General features: G+C 70.9%; 22 protein-coding genes. 11 read left to right on the plus strand and 11 right to left on the minus strand.

The genetic code is table 11. From position 1 onward, the window contains the following. Window positions 1–38 precede the first annotated feature (38 nt). Window positions 39–1,766: an IlvD/Edd family dehydratase gene (locus ABZ794_RS03725; protein WP_357514047.1), complete on the plus strand. Its 1,728-nt coding sequence runs from the start codon at window positions 39–41 to the stop codon at window positions 1,764–1,766. Between the two features lie 112 nt (window positions 1,767–1,878). Continuing rightward, the gene (locus tag ABZ794_RS03730) at window positions 1,879–2,865 is read left to right on the plus strand and encodes a LacI family DNA-binding transcriptional regulator (RefSeq protein WP_210781547.1); all 987 of its coding nucleotides are present in this window, start codon (window positions 1,879–1,881) and stop codon (window positions 2,863–2,865) included. Between the two features lie 101 nt (window positions 2,866–2,966). On the opposite strand, the gene ABZ794_RS03735 is transcribed toward ABZ794_RS03730, so the two are convergent. Both ABZ794_RS03735 and ABZ794_RS03740 read right to left on the minus strand, forming a co-directional pair. Then, on the minus strand, window positions 2,967–4,670 hold the full coding sequence (locus tag ABZ794_RS03735; RefSeq protein ID WP_357514049.1) for a cellulose binding domain-containing protein: 1,704 nt from the start codon (window positions 4,668–4,670) through the stop codon (window positions 2,967–2,969). Window positions 4,671–4,844: 174 nt separating this feature from the next. After that, on the minus strand, window positions 4,845–5,780 hold the full coding sequence (locus ABZ794_RS03740; protein ID WP_357514051.1) for a hypothetical protein: 936 nt from the start codon (window positions 5,778–5,780) through the stop codon (window positions 4,845–4,847). Between the two features lie 257 nt (window positions 5,781–6,037). Between ABZ794_RS03740 and ABZ794_RS03745 the strand changes: the two genes are divergently transcribed. Beyond that, the gene (locus tag ABZ794_RS03745; protein ID WP_357514205.1) at window positions 6,038–6,865 is read left to right on the plus strand and encodes an SAM-dependent methyltransferase; all 828 of its coding nucleotides are present in this window, start codon (window positions 6,038–6,040) and stop codon (window positions 6,863–6,865) included. Window positions 6,866–6,938: 73 nt separating this feature from the next. Here ABZ794_RS03745 and ABZ794_RS03750 read toward each other — a convergent pair whose 3' ends face one another. Further along, window positions 6,939–7,463: a MarR family winged helix-turn-helix transcriptional regulator gene (locus ABZ794_RS03750; RefSeq protein WP_357514053.1), complete on the minus strand. Its 525-nt coding sequence runs from the start codon at window positions 7,461–7,463 to the stop codon at window positions 6,939–6,941. A gap of 144 nt (window positions 7,464–7,607) precedes the next feature. Between ABZ794_RS03750 and ABZ794_RS03755 the strand changes: the two genes are divergently transcribed. Beyond that, on the plus strand, window positions 7,608–9,887 hold the full coding sequence (locus tag ABZ794_RS03755) for an LLM class flavin-dependent oxidoreductase (RefSeq protein WP_357514054.1): 2,280 nt from the start codon (window positions 7,608–7,610) through the stop codon (window positions 9,885–9,887). Here the strand turns inward: ABZ794_RS03755 and ABZ794_RS03760 are convergent. Further along, window positions 9,884–10,594 carry a DNA alkylation repair protein gene (locus ABZ794_RS03760; RefSeq protein WP_357514056.1) on the minus strand — a complete coding sequence of 237 codons (711 nt, stop codon included), beginning with the start codon at window positions 10,592–10,594 and terminating at the stop codon, window positions 9,884–9,886. The genes ABZ794_RS03755 and ABZ794_RS03760 overlap by 4 nt on opposite strands. Before the next feature lie 93 nt (window positions 10,595–10,687). Between ABZ794_RS03760 and ABZ794_RS03765 the strand changes: the two genes are divergently transcribed. From ABZ794_RS03765 to ABZ794_RS03780, 4 genes are all read left to right on the plus strand, one after another. Beyond that, on the plus strand, window positions 10,688–11,401 hold the full coding sequence (locus tag ABZ794_RS03765) for a GAF and ANTAR domain-containing protein (protein ID WP_357514058.1): 714 nt from the start codon (window positions 10,688–10,690) through the stop codon (window positions 11,399–11,401). Window positions 11,402–11,524: 123 nt separating this feature from the next. Continuing rightward, on the plus strand, window positions 11,525–12,058 hold the full coding sequence (locus ABZ794_RS03770; protein WP_357514060.1) for a hypothetical protein: 534 nt from the start codon (window positions 11,525–11,527) through the stop codon (window positions 12,056–12,058). Between the two features lie 160 nt (window positions 12,059–12,218). Further along, the gene (locus tag ABZ794_RS03775) at window positions 12,219–12,539 is read left to right on the plus strand and encodes a hypothetical protein (RefSeq protein WP_210781489.1); all 321 of its coding nucleotides are present in this window, start codon (window positions 12,219–12,221) and stop codon (window positions 12,537–12,539) included. A 258-nt stretch (window positions 12,540–12,797) separates the two neighbouring features. Then, the gene (locus tag ABZ794_RS03780) at window positions 12,798–13,427 is read left to right on the plus strand and encodes a VOC family protein (protein WP_210781488.1); all 630 of its coding nucleotides are present in this window, start codon (window positions 12,798–12,800) and stop codon (window positions 13,425–13,427) included. A 5-nt stretch (window positions 13,428–13,432) separates the two neighbouring features. On the opposite strand, the gene ABZ794_RS03785 is transcribed toward ABZ794_RS03780, so the two are convergent. Next, window positions 13,433–14,041 carry a TetR/AcrR family transcriptional regulator gene (locus ABZ794_RS03785; RefSeq protein WP_307850458.1) on the minus strand — a complete coding sequence of 203 codons (609 nt, stop codon included), beginning with the start codon at window positions 14,039–14,041 and terminating at the stop codon, window positions 13,433–13,435. Between the two features lie 116 nt (window positions 14,042–14,157). Between ABZ794_RS03785 and ABZ794_RS03790 the strand changes: the two genes are divergently transcribed. After that, on the plus strand, window positions 14,158–15,168 hold the full coding sequence (locus ABZ794_RS03790) for an aldo/keto reductase (protein ID WP_238689947.1): 1,011 nt from the start codon (window positions 14,158–14,160) through the stop codon (window positions 15,166–15,168). A gap of 15 nt (window positions 15,169–15,183) precedes the next feature. Here the strand turns inward: ABZ794_RS03790 and ABZ794_RS03795 are convergent, their stop codons facing one another. Together ABZ794_RS03795 and ABZ794_RS03800 are read right to left on the minus strand one after the other, a co-directional pair. Further along, complete coding sequence (locus ABZ794_RS03795) at window positions 15,184–16,011, minus strand: GNAT family N-acetyltransferase (RefSeq protein WP_210781487.1); 828 nt, start codon at window positions 16,009–16,011, stop codon at window positions 15,184–15,186. Window positions 16,012–16,018: 7 nt separating this feature from the next. Continuing rightward, entirely contained in the window at window positions 16,019–17,599 is a 1,581-nt protein-coding gene (locus ABZ794_RS03800) for a helix-turn-helix transcriptional regulator (protein WP_210781486.1), read from the minus strand. A gap of 198 nt (window positions 17,600–17,797) precedes the next feature. On the opposite strand from ABZ794_RS03800, the gene ABZ794_RS03805 reads away from it, so the two are divergent. Then, window positions 17,798–18,058 (plus strand): hypothetical protein, encoded by a 261-nt coding sequence (locus ABZ794_RS03805; protein WP_210781485.1) that lies wholly within the window; start codon window positions 17,798–17,800, stop codon window positions 18,056–18,058. Window positions 18,059–18,071: 13 nt separating this feature from the next. Beyond that, the gene (locus tag ABZ794_RS03810; protein ID WP_210781484.1) at window positions 18,072–19,205 is read left to right on the plus strand and encodes an oxalate decarboxylase family bicupin; all 1,134 of its coding nucleotides are present in this window, start codon (window positions 18,072–18,074) and stop codon (window positions 19,203–19,205) included. A 48-nt stretch (window positions 19,206–19,253) separates the two neighbouring features. Here the strand turns inward: ABZ794_RS03810 and ABZ794_RS03815 are convergent, their stop codons facing one another. From ABZ794_RS03815 to ABZ794_RS03830, 4 genes are all read right to left on the minus strand, one after another. Then, a complete protein-coding gene (locus ABZ794_RS03815; protein WP_210781483.1) occupies window positions 19,254–20,729 on the minus strand; it encodes a PepSY domain-containing protein in 1,476 nt (491 codons plus the stop codon). 137 nt (window positions 20,730–20,866) lie between these two features. Beyond that, window positions 20,867–21,031, minus strand: coding sequence for a hypothetical protein (locus ABZ794_RS03820; protein ID WP_210781551.1), 165 nt, complete (start codon window positions 21,029–21,031; stop codon window positions 20,867–20,869). A gap of 14 nt (window positions 21,032–21,045) precedes the next feature. Beyond that, window positions 21,046–21,627, minus strand: a complete 582-nt coding sequence (locus ABZ794_RS03825) for a copper resistance CopC family protein (protein ID WP_247668931.1) — start codon at window positions 21,625–21,627, stop codon at window positions 21,046–21,048. Next, window positions 21,624–22,838, minus strand: a complete 1,215-nt coding sequence (locus ABZ794_RS03830; RefSeq protein WP_357514065.1) for a Dyp-type peroxidase — start codon at window positions 22,836–22,838, stop codon at window positions 21,624–21,626. Before ABZ794_RS03830 ends, ABZ794_RS03825 begins: the two co-directional genes overlap by 4 nt. Window positions 22,839–22,845 lie beyond the last annotated feature (7 nt).

A 22,845-nucleotide genomic window follows, 5' to 3' on the forward strand; every position in this document is an offset into this window, starting at 1 on the left:
GCAGGACGCGGCCGGACGGATGACAGAGAGGTGTGCTGATGTCGACGACGAATCGACCGCTGCGCAGCGGGGAGTGGTTCGGTGCGGAAGGCCGCAACGGGTTCATCCATCGGTCCTGGATGCGCAACCAGGGGTTCGCGGACGACGTCTTCGACGGTCGCCCGGTGATCGGCATCGCCACCACCTGGTCGGAGCTGACGCCCTGCAACGCCCACCTGCGCGACCTGGCCGAGTCGGTGAAGCGGGGCGTGTGGGAGAGCGGGGGCCTGCCGCTGGAGTTCCCGGCGATGAGCCTGGGCGAGCCGCTGATGCGACCCACGACCATGCTCTACCGCAACCTGCTGGCGATGGAGCTGGAGGAGTCGGTCCGCGCCAACCCGCTCGACGGGGTGGTCCTGCTCTCCGGCTGCGACAAGACCACCCCCGGCCTGCTGATGGGAGCGGCGAGCGTCGACCTGCCGACCCTGATGCTGACCGGCGGCCCGATGCTCAACGGCAAGTTCCGCGGCCAGGACATCGGCTCCGGCACTGTCGTCTGGCGCTTCACCGAGGAGATGCGGGCCGGCCGGATGACCGCGGCCGACTGCTCCGAGGCTGAGGTCGGCATGTCCCGCAGCCGAGGCCACTGCATGACAATGGGTACCGCGTCCACGATGGCCTGTGTGACCGAGGCGCTGGGCGTGCAGCTGCCGGGGGCGGCCGCCGTGCCGGCTGTCGACTCCCGGCGGTACGCGCTCGCGCACGCCGCCGGACGCCGGATCGTCGCCATGGTCGAACAGGACCAGCGGTTGTCCTCGGTGCTCACCAGGCAGGCGTTCGAGAACGCCGTCCGGGTGAACGCCGCCATCGGCGGCTCCACCAATGCCGTCGTACACCTGCTCGCGATCGCCGGACGCCTCGGCGTCCCCCTGTCGCTGGAGGACTTCGACACCCTCACCGCCGACGTGCCCATGCTCGTCAACCTCATGCCGTCCGGGACGTACCTGATGGAGGACTTCGCCTACGCGGGCGGCCTTCCGGTGGTGATGAAGGAGCTCGCCCCGCTGCTGCACATGGACCACATCACTGTCAGCGGCAGGAGCGTGGCGGAGAACGTCGACGGCGCCCAGTGCTGGAACCGGGACGTCATCGCCACCCTGGAGGAGCCGTTCCAGCCCGTTGGCTCGGGCACGGTGGTGCTGCGCGGCTCGCTCGCGCCGTCCGGGGCGGTGTTGAAGGTCTCCGCCGCCTCCGCCCACCTCCTCACGCACACCGGCCCGGCGCTCGTCTTCGACCGGATCGAGGAGTACGTCGTCGCCGCCGACGACCCGGACCTCGAGGTCACCCCCGACACGGTGATCGTCGTGCGCAACGCCGGGCCGCGGGGCTACCCCGGCTTCCCGGAGGTGGGCAACGTGCCCATGCCACGACGGTTGCTCGCCGACGGCATCACGGACATGGTGCGGATCTCCGACGCTCGGATGAGCGGCACCGGCTACGGCACCTGCATCCTGCACGTGGCACCGGAAGCGTCAGTGGGTGGCCCGCTCGCGTTGGTACGCACCGGCGACCTGGTCTCCGTCGACGTTACGACGCGCCGGCTGGACCTCCTGGTCGACGACGCCGAACTCGCCCGACGCCGCACCGCCTGGCAGCCTCCGCAGCCGGTGGCCGACCGGGGTTGGGTACGGCTCTACAGCGAGCACGTCCTACAGGCAGACAGCGGCGCGGACCTCGACTTCCTCGTCGGGGGCAGCGGCAGCGCGGTGCCCCGTCATTCACACTGACGGCCACGATCGGACGAGGCCCACGAGGAACTGATTCCATGGAAGAACGGACGGCCCGCCAGTGCGAGTTCACGCAAAGGCCGCTGTGACAGCGGCCGACCGGCCCCCGGTCATGGCCGACGTCGCTCGCCTGGCGGGCGTGTCACACCAGACGGTGTCCCGGGTCATCAACGGGGCACCCAGCATCAGGCGCGAGACGCGGGAGCGGGTCCTCGAGGCCATCCGACGACTCGACTACCGCCCCAACACGGCCGCCCGTGCGCTGGTGCGCGGACGGTCCGGGATGATCGGCATCATCGGCACGGCCAGGACGCTGTTCGGTCCGACGAGCATCCATCGCAGCGTCGAGGACGCCGCCCGCGCGGCCGGCTACTTCGCCACCTCGGTGAGCCTCTCCGAGGTGACGGTACGGGCGCTCAGCGACGCCACCGAACACCTCATGCGCGTCGGCGTGGAGGGCGTCGTGATGATCGCCGGCAACGACGAGGCCCTCGAGGTGGTGCGGATGACGCGCTCGGGTGTCCCCTTCGTCGTCGTGGAGGGCGACCTGTCCAGGGCCAGCGTGACAGTCGGTGTCGACCAGGTGCTCGGCGCCCGGATGGCCACCGAGCACCTCCTCGACCTCGGGCATCGAGAGATCGTGCATGTGAGCGGCCCGCTCAACTGGGCGGAGGCCCGCGCTCGCCTCGAAGGGTGGCGTCGGGCGATGAGTGCCGCGGGCCTACGCCCGCCGGAGCCGGTCGAGGGGGACTGGAGGGCGCACAGCGGCTACGCCGCCGGGCTGCGGATCGGTGCGATGCGCGCAACCACTGCGGTGTTCGCCGCCAACGACCAGATGGCCATCGGTGTGCTGCGCGCGTTGCACGAGCGTGGCCGGCGGGTGCCACACGACGTCTCCGTCGTCGGATTCGACGACGTGCCCGAGGCGCCCTTCCTGATCCCGCCGTTGACGACGATTCAGCAGGATTTCGACGCGGTCGGTCGGCGGGCCATCACGGCCGTCACCCAGGCCATCGACGACACGGTGCCGCAGCGTCTGCCGCTGGTCGTTCCCAAGCTCGTGGTGCGACAGAGCACGGCGCCGCCGACCGCTACCTGAACAGCCGACGACCTGGAGCGGCCGCCCGCCGACGGGCGGGAGCCCCAGGCGTGTGACCGGGACCCCCGCGACGTCGATGGTGCTCGGGGCGAACGAGGTGTTCAGAGGGTGAAGACGAGCGTGGAGATGCTGCGGGCGCCGACGTTGATGGTGGCCTGGCCGCCGTTCACGCTGGTCGGCTGGCTGGCCGCGTTGGCGTTCTGTGAGGTGAGATAGTGCTCGGCCCGGCTGACGTTCTGCGGGGCCTGGATCACGGCGTTGTTGACCGCGCTGTTCGAGCGGTTGAGGATCACCAGGGTGATCTTCCCGTCCCCCTGGTAGGCGGTCACCTCCAGCGGCGAGGCCTTCGAGCTCTTCGTCAGGGCAACCCGCTGGTAGCCGGGGCGGACGTACTTCGCGTACTGCGAGAAGGCGTACCCGCGCTTGAGCGGAGCGCCCGCGACGGTGCCGAACGCCGACTCGCCGTCACCGATGAAGGAGTAGTAGCGCTTGCCGTACCACCAGATGTAGGCGTTCCAGTTGGCCTCCATCGACTTGTGCACGGTGCGCATGATGTCGTCGAGGGTCTCGTTCCAGACCGCCGCGTTGGCGGGGTTGCCCCAGATGTTGGAGCCGCCACCGTCGGCGGCGTGCAGGTTCCACTCGGTCATCCACACCGGCTTGTTGTGCTGCTCCGCCAGGGAGTACGGCCGCAGTCGGCCCGACTCCTCGGTGCCGTACAGGTGCCCGCCGACGTAGCCGATGTTGTTGCGGGCGGTCGCGTCGTTGAGGGTCGGATCGGTGTAGCCGTAGTTCATGTTGACCGCCTCGGCCACCATCAGCTTGGTGTTCTGCACCTTGGTGCCCTGGTCGCGGACGAAGGTGCGCAGCTCGGTGCCGCTCCAGTCCATCGAGTCGTAGTCCGGGTGCCAGTCCGGCTCGTTCTGCACCGACGTGACATCGACGGGTACGCCCTGGCCACGCATGTACTGCACGTAGCTGTTCAGATGGTTGGCGTAGTCGTCGTAGTAGTCGGTCCTCAGTTTGCCGCCGTTGACCCGGCTGTTGTTGGTCTTCCACGCTGCCGGCGCGGTCCAGGGCGAGGCGAGGATCTTCACGTTGGACCCGTACGACTTCGCGGTCTTCAACGAGTTCACGTGCGTCGCCCACTCGTTGGATTCCGGCGACAGGCCGGTCCGCACGATGGAGAGCCCCAGCTGGTTGGCACCCATCCCGACCAGCGTCTGGGTGTCCGTCGTCGACCAGGCGCTACCCCAGATGGACTGTGCGGCCCCGAACCCGTCGACCGTCTGGTATTTGGTAGCGCTGTTCACAGTGATGTCCGCCGGCCCGTTCGGCGGCGGGGTGGTGGTGGGCGGCGGGTCCGTCGGTGGCGGGGTTGGCTCGGTGCCACCGGTGCAGCCCACGCCGTTCAACGCGAAGATGGTCGGATCGGGGTTGCTGCCGGTCCACGAGCCGTTGAAACCGAACGAGACGGTCCCGTTGGTCGGGATGGCCCCGTTGTAGCTGACGTTCTTGGCGGTGACGGCGGTGCCGCTCTGCGTCAACGTCGTGTTCCAGGCCTGCGTGACGGTCTGACCGGCGTTGTAGTTCCAGGTCAACGTCCAACTCGTCACCGCGTCACCGAGGTTGGTGATGGTGACGTTGGCGCCGAAGCCGCCCTGCCACTGCGACGACACGCTGTAGTTCACCGAACAGCCGGCGGCTGCGGCCCCCGCCGGCATCGCCACGGCGACCGCCGCCGACGCCAGCAGGACGGCGCCGGCCGACACCAGGGCGGCGTTTGTCACTCTGCTTCTTCTCATGAAACTCCTCCTGAAGTGGTGGTGGCTTCCACGCCTCGGGAGGGCTCGTCTGCGGTGAGATTCAGCGACGGTGTGAGCGGCGGAAAAATTGGGAGCGCTCCCAGGTGGTGACTCAGAAAGCTAATTCGTATAACGAATCCTGTCAATGCAATCGGCCTGGGCGCAGTGGTGCCGTCACCGGCCGCAGGCGCCGCACTGCCTGCGAGTGCGCAGGTGGTAGTCGGTGGACGCGATCACCAGGCCCACCCCCATGACGAGGTACGCCGACATCGCCACCCACAGGAACGCGTCGGAGAACTCGCTGTGCGAGCCCGACGTCACCTGCACCATCCCCATGCCGAAGTAGGCCACGATGCCCGCGCCGAGCCCGAAGCCGGGCACCAGCAGCAGCAGACGAGGAATGGTGCGCCCGGCGAGCAGCGGCACCCACCCCGGCCAGACCTCACCCCAGTGGTACACCAGCGCCAGTGGCAACAGCACTCCTGCCAGCACCAGGCCGATCTCCAACCCGAGCAGGGAGGCGCTCTGGTCGACGCGGTCGAACCCCACCGCGAACTGGGCCGCGAAGCGGGTCACGAGACCGCCCACAGTGGCCCACGCCGCCCAGCGCGCCCACCGCGTGGGTGCCGAGCGCCGCGTACCCGGTCGGACCGTCCGGCAGCAGGCTGGGCAGTCGCCCCGGGTGCGCCGCTGATAGCGCGCGGTGGCCAGAGCGAGCAGGACCGCTCCGGTTACGCAGGTCAGCCGACTGACGAACGCCAGCGGGTCGAAGAACGGGCCGACGGTGAACAGCAGGAAGCCCACCAGCTCCGGCAGCAGGATCGCGGCTGCCGCGACCAGCGCTGCGGCGACCGTCCAGGCGAGTCCCGCAAGCGTCGGCCGCCAGGTCGCCACCCTGTCCAGGGCAACCGCCACCCCGCCCGCGACCACACACAACGCCACCGACCACCAGCCGGTGAAGCCGAGCAGATCCAGCCCGAGCCTCCCGAACTCCGGAGCCTCGCCGACCGTCCAGGCCAGACGCACGCCCCCGTATGCCACGGCCCAGCCGAGCACTGCGTACGTCAGGCCATGGACGCTCCGCCCGACGATCCGTGTCGATGTCGTCATGCGCCGATCCTGCCGGCGTCCCCGGGTGGGCGGACCCCGCTGACAGGGGACGTCGCTCCCTCGCGGGAGGGACCGGCCGGACAGTGGGTGCGCCGAACAGGGCGCGTCAAGCACCGTGCGTCTCCTGTGGAGTGACCGGGTGTGGTGCGAATCCTCGGCCTTCTATACCGTGGCACGATCACGGGTGGCCACTTCCTCGACCGGGCCGCCCGCGACGACGTCGCGTACGCGTTCGACATGGGGGATTCGTCGTGAGCATGGAATCGCCGACGACCGGCCGGCACGAGGCCGGTGAGGCCGACGTGCAGCAGAAGATCGACACGTCGGTGCCGCATTCGGCGCGGATCTGGAACTACTGGCTCGGTGGCAAGGACAACTTCGCCGTCGACCGCGAGGCCGGGGACCAGTATCGCCAGGTCTTCCCCGGCGTCGTCGACGTGGCCCGGGCCTCTCGGCAGTTCCTGGTCCGCTCGATCATGTTCCTCACCGCCGACGCGGGCATCCGCCAGTTCCTCGACGTCGGCACCGGGCTGCCGACCGCCAACAACACGCACGAGGTGGCCCAACGGATCGCCCCGGACGCGCGGATCGTCTACGTCGACAGCGACCCGCTGGTGCTGGTGCACGCTCGCGCGTTGCTGGTGGGCACGGCCGAGGGCAGGACCGCCTACATCGACGGTGACCTGCACGACCCGGCCGCGGTCATCGCCGAGGCCGGCAAGACGCTCGACTTCGCGCAGCCGATCGGTCTCATCCTCAGCGGCGTCATGGGCCACGTGCCCGACTACGAGGCCGCCCGCTCGATCACCCGGCAGTTGGTGGCGGCGCTGCCGAGCGGCAGTTACCTCTCGCTGAACGACGGCACGAGCCTGATCAGCGCCGAGATGCAGCAGGCGCAGGACGACTACAACGGCAGCGGCGCGACTCCGTACACCCTGCGCTCTCCCGACGAGATCGCCGGCTTCTTCGACGGCCTGGAGCTGGTCGAGCCCGGCGTCGTGCCGTGCCCGCAGTGGCGGCCGGACGACGCGGTCGACACGCCGGCCGACATCGACGCCTTCGGCGGGGTGGGCCGCAAGCGCTGACACTGTCGTGCGGCGGCGGTCGGCACCGCTGTGGGTCGTTCCTGGTGGCTACGCCGCCGAGCGGTAAGGACGGTCAGCCGGACTGGTCGGCTGGCGGAAGGACGCTCTGCACCGCCACGCAGGGGTCCGTGGCGGGTGCGGCGGCGTGGATCGCTTCGGCGGCCCGGGCGGCGAGGTCGCGAAAGACCTCGCGCTGCTCCTCGGGTAACCCGCCCAGCACGTGGTCCTCGGCGTGGGCGACCCGCCGCTCGGCCTCGGCGAGCGTCTGGCGTCCGCGTTCGGTGCCCACGACCCGTCGGGCCCGCCGGTCCTGGGGGTCAGGCCTGCGCTCGATGAGACCGGCGTTCGCCAGGTCGTCGATGACGTAGGTCAGCACGCTGCGGTCGATGGCCAGGCGAGCGGCCAGGGCTCCCTGCGTGGGCACATCTTCGTGCACGACGACGGCCAGGATGTGGTAGCCCCGGCTGCCGTGCGGCAGGTCCTTCAGTAACTCCTCGACGCGCTCGTGCCAGCGGCGCAGCACCATGCCCAGCGACCAACCGAAGTTCGAGCCGCGCTCGCGGTCGGCCGGCAGCTCGCACGGGTCGGTCACGGACATGTCCCGATGCTAGTGGCCGGTGCGTTGATCATGATCCGACATCGCGGCAGCCCCGGAATGATTGGCAGCTAAGATAGGTTGTCTGACAAACGATAGGTGCAGAACATGATAGATTGATCAAACGATCGCGTGGATGGTGAAGCAATGTCGGACTACGGGCACGAACTCCGGTTTGGGTCGTTCCTGACACCCAGCGTGCACGACCCGGATCAGGTGGTGGCGCTGGCCGAGCTGACCGAGGCGGCGGGGCTGGACCTGGTCACCTTCCAGGACCACCCGTACAACGCGGAGTTCCTCGACACCTGGACCCTGCTGAGTTGGGTCGCCGCCCGCACGGAGCGGCTCCGGATCTCCGGGAACGTCCTCAGCCTGCCGCTGCGCCCGCCGGCAGTGCTGGCCCGGGCCGCGGCGAGCCTGGACCGGCTGTCGCACGGCCGTTTCGAACTGGGCCTCGGCGCCGGCGCGTTCTGGGACGGGATCGAGGGCATGGGCGCTCGTCGGCTGACAGCGGGGCAGGGAGTCGCGGCCCTGCGGGAGGCTATCGACGTCCTGCGCGGCGTCTGGGACGACACCGCCACCGGGCCGCTGCGGCTGGACGGAGAGTACTACCCCGTACCCGGCATGCAGCGCGGCCCGAAGCCGGCACACGACATCGACATCTGGCTCGGCGCGTACCAGCCGAAGATGCTGGCCCTGACCGGTCAGAAGGCCAACGGCTGGCTGCCGACGCTGGAATACCTGCGATCTCCGGACCGGGTGACCGCCAACCGGCTCATCGACGAGGCGGCCATCGCCGCGGGCCGCGACCCCCGGGAGATCCGGCGGCTGCTCAACCTGTTCACTGTCGACGTCTCGTCGCGCAGCCGCGGCTTCCTCCAGGGGCCCGTCGAGCAGTGGGTCGACCAACTCCTTCCGCTGGTCGTGGAGGAGGGGTTCAGCACCTTCCTGATCGGGCGCGACGACCCACGTCTCATCCAGACCCTCGGGCAGGAGATCGCCCCCGCGCTGCGGGAGGCGGTCGCCAAGGAGCGCACCGGGGGTGAGGTCGGCACCGGGCCGGTCCGCACGACCGTCGCGCTGGCCGAGCGGCACCCCGGCCTCGACTACGACGCGCTGCCGCCGTCGCTGGCCGCCAGGTCCGTCGAGCCCGGTGACCAGGAGTACGAGCGGGTACGCCACACCTACAGCTGGCACGGCTCGCCGGCCCTGGTGATCCGTCCGCGCAACGCCGCCGAGGTGGTCGACGCCGTGTCGTACGCCCGAACGCAGGAAGTTCCGCTGTCGGTGCGCAGCGGCGGGCACGGCATCAGCGGCCGGTCGACGAACGACGGGGGAGTCGTCATCGACATGTCGAGGATGAACAGGGTCGAGGTGCTCGACCGGGCGACCCGTCGGGTGCGACTGGAGCCGGGTGCACGCTGGGGCGAGGTGGCCCAGGCGCTCGCGCCGTACGGTCTGGCCATGAGCTCGGGCGACTACGGAGACGTGGGCGTCGGTGGTCTCGCCACCACCGCCGGCGTCGGGTACCTGGCGCGCAAGCACGGCCTGACCATCGACCACGTCGTCGCCGCCGAGATCGTCACCGCGGATGGCCGTCTGCTCCGCGTCGACGACGAGCATCACCCCGACCTGTTCTGGGCCGTCCGCGGCGCCGGTGGAAACTTCGGTGTGGTCACCGCGCTGGAGTTGGAGGCGTACGAGGTCGACAAGGTCGTCTACGCCCAACTCGTCGCGGACGCGACCGACACCGCCCAGTTGCTGCGCCGGTGGGGCCAGCTCGTCGAGGACGCGCCACGGGAGCTGACGAGCTTCCTCTCCCTCTTTCCCGCTCGCCGTGGCAGCCCACCGGCTGCCCAGGTCACGCTCGTCTACGCCGGTGACGACGTCGAGGCGGCGCAGTCCGCCCTCAGCCCGTTCCTGGAGATCGGGCCGATCCTCGACCAGCAGGCGCAGCTCGTGCCGTACCCGGCGATCGTCGTGCCGCCGGGCAACCAGCATCGGGGGCAGGGACTGCGCGACACCCGCAGCGGCCTGTTGCACCACGTCACACCGCAGGCGGCCGACCTCATGGAGCACATGATCCATTCCGGCGACGTGATGATCATGCAGCTCCGGTCCGTCGGCGGGGCGGTCAACGACGTCGCCCGCGACGCGACCGCGTACCCGCACCGGGAGCAGAACTTCTCGGTGCTCGCCGCCACTGTCCCGGACCGCCGGCCCCAACTCGACAAACTGTGGGCCGAGCTGTACCCGCACCTCGACGGCCTGTATCTCAGCTTCGAGAGCGACACCGATCCGGCTCGACTGCTGGATGCCTGGCCCGAGCCCACCCTCGGCCGGCTGCGCGCCGTCAAGGCCAGCTACGACCCGGACAACGTCTTCAACCGGAACTTCCCCATCCCACCGGCCGGGCCGGTCGGCTAGAGGGCACCGGACAGGTAGTCGCGGCGACGCTGCGGCTCGAACTTCTCGATCGCGTACCGCAGCATGACCCGTGGCATGACCCGGTAGCGGCGGGCGAGGAACTCCTCCTCCGCCGCTCTGTCCCGGTTGCCCACCTCGCGCAACATCCAGCCCACCGCCTTGCGGACGAGGTCGTGCGGGTCGTGCAGGAGCCGGTCGCCGAGTCGGAAGGTCCACTCGAAGTCACCGGCCTTGATGAAGGCGAAGGTCGCCATGATGGCGATGCGCCGCTCCCACACGAGGCTCGACGCGGCCAACCGGTCCAGGACGCTCCGGTCCCTGTCGAGCAGCCAGGGGCCGACGATGTACGGCGCGGACGAGTCCACCAGGTCCCAGTTGTTGATGCGGTCGGTGTTGGCCAGGACGATGTCGAAGATCCGACCCCGTTCCGGCTCGTCCCCCTTGACGAACTTCCGCACCAGGATGAGCAGCGCGGTCAACCGTTCCTCGTGGGCGCCGCCGGTGAGCAACTGCGTCGTCTCGGCCAGCGAGAGGTCGAGCCAGAACCGGGCGGCCACAGTGCGCTGGTCGGGCACTGAGACACCGAGGGCCCGGTCGCCCTCGCCGTACCCACCGGGGACCATCCGGAGGAACCGGCTCGACGCCTCGGCTCGACGTGGATCGGCGAGGCTGGCGAGTGCCCGACGCACGTCGACGTTGGTGGCCATGACCGTCGACGCTACCGGGGGTCAGTCGGCGTGGCGGAGGCGTCCGACCTTCGGCATGGTGTGAGTGGGTGATTCAAGGGGTACGACCCTGCGATGACGCAGCCGAGGATGGATCCCGCCGACGCGTTGGCCGAGCTGGGCCGGGTCAGACTCGACGAGGTCAGCCTTGACGACATGCTGCTCCGGGTCGCTGAACTCGCCAAGGGGAGCATTCCCGGGACGAGGGAAGTGACTGTCACCCTGGTGCGGGGTCGGGTCGGTTGGACCGGGGCATTCACCGGCGAGCTGGCCCGTCAGTTGGACGAGTGGCAGTATGAGCAGCACCGGGGCCCCTGCCTGGATGCCTCCGCCAGCGGTGACACCATCTCCGTGCCGGACATGGAGACCGAGGAGCGCTGGCCGGCATGGGCGGAGAGGGCGCGCGCCGCCGGCGTGCAGAGTTCCCTCTCCATCGGGCTTCCCATCCAAGGCTCGGTTGTCGGTGCGCTCAACGTCTACAGCGATGCGGCGGACGCGTTCGATCCGTCCTCGATCGCCAGCGCGGAGGGCTTCGCCGCGTACGCGGCGGTGGCACTGGCCAACGCGCACCTGTATGAGAACGCCGCCACGGTGGCCGCGCAGATGCAGGAGGCGATGCGGAGTCGGGCGGTGATCGAGCAGGCCAAAGGGATCATCATGGGGGGCCGGCGGTGTTCGTCGGAGGAGGCGTTCGCGCTGCTGTCGAAGATCTCCCAGGACACCAACCGGAAGGTGCGCGAGGTCGCGGAGGCCCTGGTCGCCCAGGCGGTGGGAAAGTCTCAGGGGTGAGTCTCGCCCGGACCTGACCGGCGCCGCACCCACCCCGGGTGGTGGCAACCGGGCAGTCGTCCGGCGCGAAGTCCGGTGACGAGTCGCGGGTGTGGGTGCCTGAGCGGTGGGTAGGGCTGAACCATGCTGAAGCGAGCGGTGTGGCAGGGGCTGGTGGCGGGCCTGGCCGGGGCGGCGGTGATGACGGCCGCCGAGAAGATCGAACAGCGGGTGACCGGTCGGCCCGACTCCTACGTGCCGGCCCGGGTTCTGGCCAGGCTCACCGGCCTGCCGGAATCCTCCGGGCAGCAGCCCCGGTGGCAGAACCTGGCGATGCACTACGGCCAGGGCGCGCTGGTCGGCGTGCTGCGCAGCGTCATGGCGCAGGCCGGGCTGCGCGGCGCCTGGGCTTCGACGATGTTCACGGCGGTGCGCCTGACCAACGACCAGATCCTGGAGAACGCCACCGGCGTGGGGGCGCCCCCACCGACCTGGCCCCGCCCCGAACTCGCCATCGACGTGTTGCACAAGTCCATCTACGCGTTCGCCACCGGGGCGGTGGCCGACGCGCTCGCCGCCCGCGACGGAGCGGGTCCCGGGCAGCGGCACGCCGCGCTGCGTCCCGGTCGCCACTCGGACGTCGGTCCGCTGCCCCGGGCAGCAGCACGCCGGGCATAGCGGCGGAAGAGCGCCCACGGCCAGGAAGCTGCGTGCGCGGCCGGGGAGTGTTTAGCTGCACGGATGATCACACCCGTTCCCCTCGGTACCTGGCCGACGCCGTTGGAGGCCGCGCCCCGGCTCGCCGCCCGGCTGGGGCTGGCCGAGCTCTGGTTCAAGCGTGACGATCTCACCGGCCTCGGCGGTGGCGGCAACAAGATCCGCAAGCTCCGGCACACCTGCGCGGCTGCTCGGCGGCGAGGTCGAACCGGACGCGCTGCGGATCGACGGCACTCAGGTGGGTGCGGGGTACCGCACGCTGACCGGCGCCGTCCGGGCGGCGCTGGAGGTGACCGCGCGTACGGAGGGGGTCTTCCTGGACCCGACGTACACCGGTCGGGCGATGGCGGCGCTGCTGGCTGGCAGCTTCCCGCACGGCGACCGGGTCGTCTTTCTGCACAGCGGCGGTCTGCCGGGACTCTTCGGCCACCCCGAGCTGTAGGGGCGCCGGCCGGGCACGCACGGCGGGGCCCTCCGGCGGAGTCGCGCCGGAGGGCACCGCGCCGAGTTGTCGACGGATCAGACGCCGGCGAAGTGCTCCCGGTGATCGCGAACGAACTCGGCGAAGGTCCGCGGCTGCCGGCCGATGATCGCCCTGTTGGGGTGCGCAGGGCCACCAGGATGGCTCCGGGCTGATGCCGGAAAGCCGCCGCCGAACAGGGGCGCAAGCAGTAGCGTGATGATCAGGAAGGGGGCGGCGATGAGCCCGAAGGTTGCCCAGGGCGACGCGAGTGCGACGTCGCGCATCGAGAGCCTGGACGTCAAACTTGAGGTGGTCGTCATCCCGGTCTCGGACGTCGACCGGGCGAAGGCGTTCTACGAACGGCTCGGGTGGCGGCTCGACCAGACCCCGCCCGGCATCGTCCAGTTGACGCCGCACGGCTCCGCGTGTTCCGTGCAGTTCGGCCCCGGGCTCACGTCGGCGGCACCCGGCTCGGCCACGGCGTACCTGATCGTGTCCGACATCGAGGCGGCCCACGACACCCTCGCCGCCGCCGGTGTCGAGGTCGGCGACGTCTTCCACGTCAGCCCGGACGGCCCGGTCGACGGGCCGGACCCGCAGCGACGCAGCTACTTCTCGCGCGCCACGCTGCGCGACCCGGACGGCAACACCTGGCTGATGCAGGAGATCACGACCAGGCTTCCCGGACGCATCGAGGGCGGCCTCACGTCGTTCGGCTCCACGAGCGACCTGGCGAGCGCGCTTCGGCGCGCGGCCGCCGCGCACGGCGAGCACGAGAAACGTACGGGCGAGCATGACGACAACTGGCCCGACTGGTACGCGGCGTACATGGTCAGCGAGCAGTCGGGGGCCAAGCCGCCCGAGTGAGCCGGTCAGCGCAGTCCGCGGATGAGGTTGTCGACCAGGGTGCGGGCGAAGTCCTCGGTGAGCGGCAGGTCGGCGATGAGAAGCCGGTGGTAGCAGGCGCCCCAGAGTTGGTCGACGACGGATTCGGGGTCGATGTCGGCGCGTAGCTGCCCCCGGGCCATGGCCCGGGTGAGGGTTTCGACGGCGAGGGCCCGACGGGGTGCGGAGTAGCGCTCGCGGTAGGCGGCGGCCAGTTCCGGGTCGGTCTGCGCCTGCCCGATGAGTTGGCTGATGACCCGCCCGGCGGTGGTGTCCCGCACCAGGTGGACGAAGGCGACGAGTTGGTTGGTCAGGTCGGCGACGATGTCGGCGGTGTCGGCGAAGGCCAGGGTGGGCGCGACGACTGTGAAGTAGCCGTCCAGGGCGAGCGCTCCCTTGGAGGGCCACCACTTGTAGATGGTCATCCGGCTGGCTCCGGCGTGGGCCGCGACCTTCTCGATGGTGAAGCCGGCCATGCCCTCGGCGAGCAGGAGTTCACCGGCGGCCGTGAGGATCTCCGCGCGTACCTGATCGGTGGGGCGGCGGCCGCGACCACGGCGTGCTGGCGTCTGGGCATCCGGCGTGAGTTCGGCCACTGGTCCTCCCGGTTATATGGACACGCTGTCTACTTGCTGGTTATATGGACACAGCGTACACAGCGGTGCCCGCACACCGCGACGCACCGCGACGACGACCGGAGGAGACGAGGGACATGGCGGGTCTACGACGGCGACGGTTGGGTGCCTCCGGGCCGGAGGTGTCGATCATCGGGCTCGGCGCGATGGGCATGTCCGACCTGTACGGGCCGGCCGACGAGGCGGAGAGCGTCGCGACGCTGCACGCGGCTATCGACGCCGGTGTGAACCTGATCGACACCGCGGACTTCTACGGGTCAGGTCACAACGAGATGCTGATCGGCCGCGTGCTGCGGGAGCGCCGCCGGGACGAGGTGGTGCTCAGCGTGAAGTTCGGCGCACGCCGGACACCCGACGGCGGCTTCCAGGCGGCACCGTACGACGTGTCGGCGGCGGCGGTGAAGGACCGGCTCGCGTACTCGCTGCGACGGTTGGGCACCGACTACCTCGACATCTACCGGCCGTCACGGCTGAACCCGCAGGTGCCGGTCGAGGAGACAGTGGGCGCGCTGCTGGAGATGCAGCAGGCCGGCTACATCCGGCACATCGGGCTCTCCGAGGTGGGCGCGGACAGCATCCGCAGGGCCGCGGCGGTGGCGCCGATCAGTGACGTGCAGATCGAGTACTCGCTGCTCTCCCGGGGCCCGGAGGCCACCATCCTGCCGGCGCTGCGGGAGCTGGGCATCGGGTTGACCGCCTACGGGGTGCTGTCCCGAGGTCTGCTCAGCGGCCACTGGTCGGCGGACCGTGCGCTGACCGGCACGGACTTCCGGGCCAACAGCCCACGGTTCCAGGGCGAGCACCTGGCCGCCAACCTGCGCCTGGTGGACGCGCTCGGCCGGGTCGCGCAGCGGCTGGGGGCGACCACCAGCCAGGTGGCGATCGCCTGGGTGGCGGCACAGGGCGAACAGATCGTGCCGTTGGTAGGGGCGCGGCGACGCGACCGGCTGACCGAGTCGCTGGCCGCTGTCGACCTGGTGCTCGACCAGGACGCGCTGGACGAGATCGAGCGTGCCGTGCCGGCCGGCGCCGCCTCCGGCCAGCGGTACGCGACCGCCATGATGGCGCTGCTCGACAGCGAGAAGTGACAGCGGCGGGCGGGGTCAGGAAGCTGCTCGCCAGACCCAGTTGCGGCGTTCGTAGAGCGGCACCAGCCCGGCCCGGCGCATGTTGTTCAGCGACGGGTTCTGCTGACCGGGCGCGGGCTTGCCGGTCTCGGCGAACAGCCACCGACATCCCGCCTCGGCCGCGGCTCGGGCGCGGGCGGCGATCAGCGCCGACTGCGCCCCGAGCCCGCGGTGCCCTGTGGCCGTCGCGGCGGCGTTGAGCGACGCGGCCTCGCCGTGCAGGAACAGGTTGCCGCCCGCGACCAGTTCGCCGTCGTCCCAGGCGGCGTACGGTCGCCACGCCGGCTGGCCGACCGTCGCGGCCAGCATGTCGGTGAGCCCACCGGTCGGCATGCCGAACCCGGTGAGCAGCACGTCGGCCCAGCGTCGCGCCTCGGCGGCCGGCACCGGCGCGACGTGCAGACGGGTCTGCGCCGCGGCGACGTCGCCGGGTCGGGCGGCGAGCTTGACCCAGGTGCTTCCCGGCTCGAGCCCGCGCGCGGCAGCGACCTCGTCGAAGCCCGCCGGCAGCACCGACGGAACGAGCTGGAGGACTGCCTGGTCGACGCCGTGCTCCCGGTAGAAGTCGAGCACGCGATCCAGGGTCTGCACTGTGAACGGCTCGGTGGTGCCGAAGCCGAGGGCCTTGTTCCAGTACCCGCCGGAGGGATCGTTGCGCATGGCGAGGGCGACACCGCCGTCGATGCGGGTGGTCGCGATCCCGAGATCGGTGTACGTGGGCCCGGGCGCCTGCGACTCGTAGGAGTGCATGAATTCGCACTCCACGGCCTCGGCGAGCGGGGTCAGGTCGGCTGGCGCTGTCATCGGCTGATTATCGTCTGGTCCGTTCCCAGGCCCGCACCAACTGCATCCGATTGTGAATGCCCAGCTTGTGGTATATGGAGCGGAGTTGGGTGTCCACGGTGTGGAAGGAGACGAAGAGGCTCCTGGCCGCCTCCTTCTTCGTGACGCCGGCGGCGAGCATCTCGGCCACCCGCTCCTCGGCGGGGGTGAGCGCGCCGATGCCCCGGCTTGGCGACTCGTCGACCGGCGGCCGGTGGCGCGGGGTGGCGGCGAGATCGGCGCAGCGCCGGTCCGCGATCGCCTGGTCCCCAGGAGCGCCGATCCGGGCGTAGAGGGCAGCAGCCTCGTGCGCGGCATCGCGCGCCTCCCCGGATCGCGCCCGAGGGCTGTTCGCGAGGTCGAGCAACGCGTCGGCCAGCGCCGGCCGCGCGGCGGTGGTGCGCAGCCGGTCCACCGCCGACCGGAGGGCGTCCGGGTCGCCGTCGCGCAACCCTCGGCTCTGGTCGGCCAGCGCGTGCCACAGCGGCACCGGGGTACGAGTGGAGACCAGCTCGACCAGTTCGGTGACCCGCCGGGCGGCCCGGGTGTCGTCGGCCGCCACCGCCGCGCGTACCAGTCGGGGGCCGAAGTGCGGCACGGGCAGAAGTGACCGGACCGACCGGTGCAGGTCGGCGACGACAGTGGTGAGCAGGCCGGCCGGCGCGCTGAGGGCGGGGTCGCGCACCGCCACACAGAACGCGAACGTCCACATCGTACGGTCGGGCCAGCGGTCCTCGGCGAGGCAGGCGCGCAGGATGGCACGGGCGTCGTCGTGTTCGCCCCGTCGGTAGCGGACCTCGCCGATCACCGCTACCAACAGGGCACGCACCTCCCTGCTGAGGTCCGCAGAGTCGGAGCTGAGCGTCGTGACGGCCAGCGCGGCGGCCTCGGGCAGCTCTCCCACTGCCACCATGCGCAGGCAGTCCAACGCGGTCAGCCCGGTGAGTGAGGCGTCGGTCGCCTCGGGCGCCTGGCGGGTCGCGGCCCGCGCGTCCTGGTGGCGGCCCAGACCGAGCTGCACGAGGATCCGTTCCGCCCGGATGGACGGGGCGTCGGCGCGTGCCGTCCAGGAGTCCGGGTCGAGGGCCGCCAGCACGGCCTGGGCGCCGGGCAGATCACCGTGCGCGAGCGAGCGGGCGGCCCGGCCGAGCGCGAGCTGGCGAGCGGACGCCTGGTCACCCGACGCGGCGTGCGCGGTGCCCGCGTCGCGCAGTAGGGCATCGGTGTCCGGATGCCCCGTGCGGGCCGCGATCGTGGCGGTCAGGGCGAGCAGGGTGCCGCGGCTGCGGGCGTCCAGTCGGAGGTTCAACGCCTCCCGCAGACCGGCGAGGGCGATGGTCGGCTGCTCCAGTGCCACGATCTGCGCCACTCGCCCGAGCAGGTGGGCGCGGTGGCGCTCGCCGCTGCGACTCGTGGCGATCTCCGCGGCCAGGACGTGCAGCGCCTCCATCCCGCGTCCGGCCAGCCGGAGCTGGTCCGCCGTGGCGAACAGCCGGTGCCGTCGTTGCTCGGCATCGGTGGCGATGTCGTCGGCCGGGAGCGTTCCGGCGTTGAAGGGTGATTCGGACAATGGCGTTCTCCCCGGTTGTTACCAGGCGCGTCGAAAGGCCGTCCTGCGACCGAGCCTAGCCATGCCGCCAGGTACGGGCGAGCGGATCGACGAACCGGTGGGATTGCGCCGAATGGCCCCCGCCGTCCGGGATTTGACCTGCGGTAATGGCGCGATCACGTGATGCGACGGGCGACGTTCGGCGCCGATCATCGAATCATGGCCCAGCTCACCGAACTTCCCGGTCTGCATCGGCTCCGGGTCGTACTGCTGATGTTCGTCCTCTACGCCGGCACCGGGGCGGGTGGTCACGCTCCGGCGTGGACCCGCCTGGTGCTGATGGCGACCGCCGCGGCGATCCCGGTCGCGATCACGGTCCAGTACGGCTGGCCCGGACTGCGCGCCCTGCTGGGGATCTCGTCCCGGCTACGGCTGCGGGGCGGGTCGGTTCCCGCGCCCCGTCCGATCCAACCCGAGTGAGGAGACAGCGATCATGGCGAACAGCGATCCCGAGCCTCGGCGCGGCGGCCAGGGCGCCCCGCCCTTCGCGGGCCGCAACGTCGAGCTCGAGCGGCAGAACCCGGACCTCCTGGTTCCACCGACGACCGACAGCCGGCTGGTGCCCAACCTCAAGTTCTCGTTCTCGCAGGCGCACACCCGGGTGGAGAAGGGCGGCTGGACCCGCGAGGTAACCAACCGGGACCTCCCGATCGCCAGTCAGTTGTCCGGCGTCCAGTTCGGTCTCGAGCCGGGCGCGTACCGGGAGATCCACTGGCACCAGCAGTCGGAGTGGGCGTACATGCTCAGCGGTAGCTGCCGGATCAGCGCCGTCGACCACGAGGGCCGCAATTTCATCGAGGACGTGAAGGCCGGCGATCTGTGGTTCTTTCCGCAGGGCGTGCCGCACAACATCCAGGCGTTGGAAGACGGCGCACAGTTCCTGCTGGTCTTCGACGACGGGGCGTTCTCGGAGAACAACACCTTCCTGCTCAGCGACTTCTTCGCCCACACCCCTCGACACGTGCTGGCCAAGAACTTCGGCTGGACGCTGGAACAGATGGAGAATCTGCCCGAGCGGGAGAAGTACATCTTCCAGGGCGACGTCCCACCGCCCCTGCAGCAGGATCGGGTGGTCAGCCCGACCGGTGACATCCCCCGAAGCTTCAAGCACCGGATGCTCGCGCAGACCCCGCAGCGATTCCGCGGCGGGACGGTCCGGATCACCGACTCGACCAACTTCGCCGCCTCCGTCACCACCGCCGCGGCCCTGGTCGAGGTCGAGCCGGGAGGGATGCGCGAATTGCACTGGCATCCCACCACCGACGAGTGGCAGTACTACATCTCCGGCACCGGGCGGATGGGCGTCTTCGCATCCCAGGCCGCGGCCCGGACGTTCGACTTCCAGGCCGGCGACGTGGGTTACGTCCCGTTCGCGTACGGCCACTACATCGAGAACACCGGCGACGAGCCACTGGTGTTCCTGGAGATGTTCCGCCATCCCCGGTTCGAGGACATCTCGGTGATGCAGTGGATGGCCAACACGCCCCACGAGATCATCGCCGACACGATCAACGTGCAGAAGTCGATCGTCGACAGCCTGCCGAACACCAAACAGGTAGTGATCTGAGCGAAGCGTCCGGCCGTCCGTTCAAGCACGGACGGCCGGTCCGTTGGATCAGCTCCCCGCAGGGGCCGGGGAGGTGGGAGCCACGGCAGGTCGCCGGCGTCGAGACAGCGCACCCACCACCACGTCGATGACGAGGAAAGCGAGCAGGGTGAGCCCGAACAGGGGCAGCGTCCAGCCGATCGCCACGGTCACCGGTACGCCGATCAGCAGCGCCCAGAGCGGCAGACCGCGTACGCCGCCGCGGGCTGGCGGGGCGCCGGCGATGGCACGGCGGTCGGCGCGGGTGGGCCGGCGTTGCCACCACATGCGGTAGCCCCAGAAGATGACGCAGAGCAGGCCGAGGGCGAGCGCGGCGAGCAGGATCTGGTTGACCAGGCCGAAGAGGATCCCCATGTGGGCCTGGATGCCGAGGCCGCTCAGTTTGGCCAGCAGGGGCCAGTCGGCGAAGTCGCTGCGGGCGGTGACCGTGTCGGAGGCCGGGTCGACGGCGATGCGGTCCTTCTTGACCGGCCAGGTGTTGTCGACCTGCGTGACGGTCCAGGCGGAGCCCGGCTCCGGCGCGGGGCTGATCTCGACCGGCCCGGAGAGGCCCGCGCCGCGAGCGACCGTCAGGACCCGATCGAAGGCCGCCGACTCGACGACGCCGCCCGGCCCGGCGGCGCCGTGCTCGTGGCCCCCGCCGGTCTCGGCAGGGGCGGGGGGACCGGCGGTGAGGCTGGTGGAGATCTCCGGGGTGCGGGCGTTCAGCGCGTCGAGGCCGGCGGTGAAGTTCGCGCCGGCGTAGCGGGACCAGGTCAGGCCGGTGATCGAGAGGAAGAGCAGTCCGACGGTGAGCCAGATGCCGGTGGTGGCGTGCCATCCCCGGGTACGGCGGACACCCTTACCGGTGGACAGGTCCGGCACGAGCAGGTGCCGAGCGGCGGCTCGGGCGGCGCCGCGTCGACGCCACCAGAGGATGACCCCGCCGAGCGCCATCACCCACAGCCAGCTCGCGGCCAGCTCGGAGTAGTGCTCGCCCACGGTGCCCAGGTGCAGGTGGCGGTGCAGGTCGTCCAGCCAGGTGGTGGCCGGCGTGGACCCGAACCAGGTGGTGAGCTGCCCCTGGGACTCGCCGGTGTACGGGTTGATGTAGACGGTGTGCTGGTTCTCGCCGAGTTCGGGCAGGGAGAACACCACCTTTGTGGTCCGGTCGCCGTCGCCGGGTTGCACTGTGGTGATGCTGCCGGCGGGGTGCGCGTTGCGCGCGGCCCCGATCTGCTCGGCCAGCGGGAGCTGACGGTCACCCACCTGGGCGACGGTCAGCTGGTCGCCGTAGAGGACGGCGTCGAGTTGCGGGGTGGTGGTGAAGGCCAGGCCAGTCAGTGCGGCGACCACCAGGAACGGGGCGACGAGGATGCCGGCGTAGAAGTGCAGCCGCAGCAGCAGCGCGCCGAACGGTGACGCGCGCCGGGCGGGTCGGGCCGGTTTCTCGGTGGTAGTGGCGGGCTCCGGCGTCGGCGTGCCGGACAGTTCGGTGAGAGACATGGTGATCCGATCGGAAGAGTCGGGAAGCACGAAGGTGTTTCCCGTACTGGTCTGGTCGCCCGGTGAGGTGTCGCGTCGGCCCTGACCGGTAGTCGGGGGAGAGACGCCGGTGGTTCCCGAAAATCGGATTCCCGGTGTCAGGGCTGGTCCGGCCGGACCGTGCGGCGCGAATCGCTGTCGGTCCGTCCGGCCGCGGCGAGAAACGCGTTGTAGCGGGAGAGGTCGTCCTCCGCGCCGGTGGCGTCGGCCCGGTCGGCGGCCCGGTCGAGGTGCGGTGAGGTGATGGGGCGAGCCGACCGCACGCGGGCGGGTCGGATCAGCGCCGGGCCGCCCGCCGCCACAGCAGCCCGGCCGTCAGCAGGACGAGGAGGGCCAGCGCGGCAGCCGCGACGAGTAGGCCGGCGCTCGGACCGCCGCCGGACTTGGTGGCAGCGGCGGACGGGGCGGGCGCTGACGCGCTCACGTCGGCAACCGGCGCGGCGCTGGACGTCGGATCGGCCACAGTGAACGGATAGGAACCCTGCACCGGGTGCCCGTCGACGGAGACGACCCGGTAGGCGACCGTGTACGTCCCGTTCGGCAGGGTGTCGGTCACCTGGACGGTGCTCTTTGCTCCGGTGACCACCGGTTCGCCGGTGGGAAGCTTCCGCTTGGCGGCGTCGGTGAGCACGATGGTGGTGAACGCCGGGTCGAGTCGCTGCATGAATTCGAGCGTGACCTCGGTCGGTGCGCTCGGGACTGTCGCGTCTCGAGCGGGCGTGGCCGTCTTGAGCGAGTTGTGCGCCCAGGCCGGGCTGGCCGGGATGAGTACCGCCACGAGGGCGGCGAGCACCGCCGCGCCGAGCCGGACGGCGGTGGGGCGGGACGACGGTACGGTCATGACGGTTGACGTGCTCATCCGAGCACCTGCTCGCCGATCCACCCGCCCGGTTGACATCCGGGCGGGATGGCGAAGACGGCGGACCCGATCGGCGTGGTCCACTCGTTGAGCAGGTCCCGATCGGCCAGCCGGCGCTGGATGGGCAGGAACTGTCGGGCGATGTCGGCCTGGTACGAGGCGAAGATCAGGCCGCTGTCCGCGTGGCCCTCCGCCGTCGGCACCCCGTCGTAGTTGTAGGGCCGGCGCAGGATCTTCAGCCGGTCGTCGGTGACGTGGGCGCGGGTCAGGTGCGAGAAGTCGGGGATGACGGTGAGGCCGTCGGCGTCGGTGGCGGCGAAGTCGGGTTCGTCGTGTTCGGCGGTGCCGGTGAGCGGGGTGCCGGTGTCGAGCCGTCGCCCGACGGCGAGTTCGCGGTCGGTCCGGCCGAGCAGGTCCCACGTTTCCATGTTCATGCTGATCCGCCGGAGTACCACTGTGGTGCTGTCGCGCAGCCATGCCGGGCCGTCCGGGACCCAGAGGGCGGTGTCCATGGGCGCGCCGGGTCGGGGGTTGGCGGTGCCGTCGAGCTGACCGAAGAGGTTGCGTTGGGTGTGGCCGCCCGGCTCGACACCGGGGCTGCGCCGGAAGCCCTGCTGGGCCCACCGCACTGTGGCGAACGGTCGGCTGTCCTTGACCAGGACCCGCTGGGCGTGGGCGACGGAGATCGCGTCGTCCGCGCAGATCTGCAGCAGCAGGTCGCCGCCGGACCAGGCCGGCTGAAGCCGGTCGATGCGGAACGACGGCAGGTCGGTGACCGATGCCGGCCGGCGGTCGTCGACGCCGGCCGCCCGGTACAGGCCCGGCCCGAAGCCGAAGGTCACTGTCAACCGTGCCGGCAGCAGCCCGAGTTCGGCCTCGGTGTCGGCCAGCGCGGGTCGGCCCTGGGTGAGCCGGGCGGCGTCGTCGGTGAGCAACCGCAACATCCGGCCCAGCGCGGCCCGGTCGACGCCGGCCCGCACTGTGAGTGCCACGAACGACGCGTGCGCCTGCGGTTCGGTGGCCACCCCGGCCTGCCGGGCGCCGTGGAACGGCTCGACCAGCCCTCCGACGGTCGCCACGGGCGTCGTGTCGGCGGCGGTCGCCGTCGGCGGCCCGGTCCTCCCCGCGCGGGTGCCGGCGATCGCGGCACCACCGGCCAGGGCTCCGCCGGCGGCCAGTGCTCCGCCGGTGAGCAGGCCGCGCCTGCTCACCGGCCGG

This window comes from Micromonospora sp. NPDC047187, assembly GCF_040643355.1.
GTDB lineage: Bacteria > Actinomycetota > Actinomycetes > Mycobacteriales > Micromonosporaceae > Micromonospora > Micromonospora salmantinae.

Excerpts from the sequence above, each read along its gene's own strand:
- ABZ794_RS03810 (WP_210781484.1), top strand. The coding sequence starts at position 18,072 with ATGGCGAACAGCGATCCCGAGCCTCGGCGCGGCGGCCAGGGCGCCCCG.
- ABZ794_RS03795 (WP_210781487.1), bottom strand. The coding sequence starts at position 16,011 with ATGACAGCGCCAGCCGACCTGACCCCGCTCGCCGAGGCCGTGGAGTGC.
- ABZ794_RS03725 (WP_357514047.1), top strand. The coding sequence starts at position 39 with ATGTCGACGACGAATCGACCGCTGCGCAGCGGGGAGTGGTTCGGTGCG.
- ABZ794_RS03815 (WP_210781483.1), bottom strand. The coding sequence starts at position 20,729 with ATGTCTCTCACCGAACTGTCCGGCACGCCGACGCCGGAGCCCGCCACT.
- ABZ794_RS03790 (WP_238689947.1), top strand. The coding sequence starts at position 14,158 with ATGGCGGGTCTACGACGGCGACGGTTGGGTGCCTCCGGGCCGGAGGTG.
- ABZ794_RS03735 (WP_357514049.1), bottom strand. The coding sequence starts at position 4,670 with ATGAGAAGAAGCAGAGTGACAAACGCCGCCCTGGTGTCGGCCGGCGCC.
- ABZ794_RS03770 (WP_357514060.1), top strand. The coding sequence starts at position 11,525 with ATGCTGAAGCGAGCGGTGTGGCAGGGGCTGGTGGCGGGCCTGGCCGGG.
- ABZ794_RS03740 (WP_357514051.1), bottom strand. The coding sequence starts at position 5,780 with ATGACGACATCGACACGGATCGTCGGGCGGAGCGTCCATGGCCTGACG.
- ABZ794_RS03755 (WP_357514054.1), top strand. The coding sequence starts at position 7,608 with ATGTCGGACTACGGGCACGAACTCCGGTTTGGGTCGTTCCTGACACCC.
- ABZ794_RS03730 (WP_210781547.1), top strand. The coding sequence starts at position 1,879 with ATGGCCGACGTCGCTCGCCTGGCGGGCGTGTCACACCAGACGGTGTCC.
- ABZ794_RS03745 (WP_357514205.1), top strand. The coding sequence starts at position 6,038 with ATGGAATCGCCGACGACCGGCCGGCACGAGGCCGGTGAGGCCGACGTG.
- ABZ794_RS03805 (WP_210781485.1), top strand. The coding sequence starts at position 17,798 with ATGGCCCAGCTCACCGAACTTCCCGGTCTGCATCGGCTCCGGGTCGTA.
- ABZ794_RS03750 (WP_357514053.1), bottom strand. The coding sequence starts at position 7,463 with ATGTCCGTGACCGACCCGTGCGAGCTGCCGGCCGACCGCGAGCGCGGC.
- ABZ794_RS03760 (WP_357514056.1), bottom strand. The coding sequence starts at position 10,594 with ATGGCCACCAACGTCGACGTGCGTCGGGCACTCGCCAGCCTCGCCGAT.
- ABZ794_RS03780 (WP_210781488.1), top strand. The coding sequence starts at position 12,798 with ATGAGCCCGAAGGTTGCCCAGGGCGACGCGAGTGCGACGTCGCGCATC.
- ABZ794_RS03765 (WP_357514058.1), top strand. The coding sequence starts at position 10,688 with ATGACGCAGCCGAGGATGGATCCCGCCGACGCGTTGGCCGAGCTGGGC.
- ABZ794_RS03825 (WP_247668931.1), bottom strand. The coding sequence starts at position 21,627 with ATGAGCACGTCAACCGTCATGACCGTACCGTCGTCCCGCCCCACCGCC.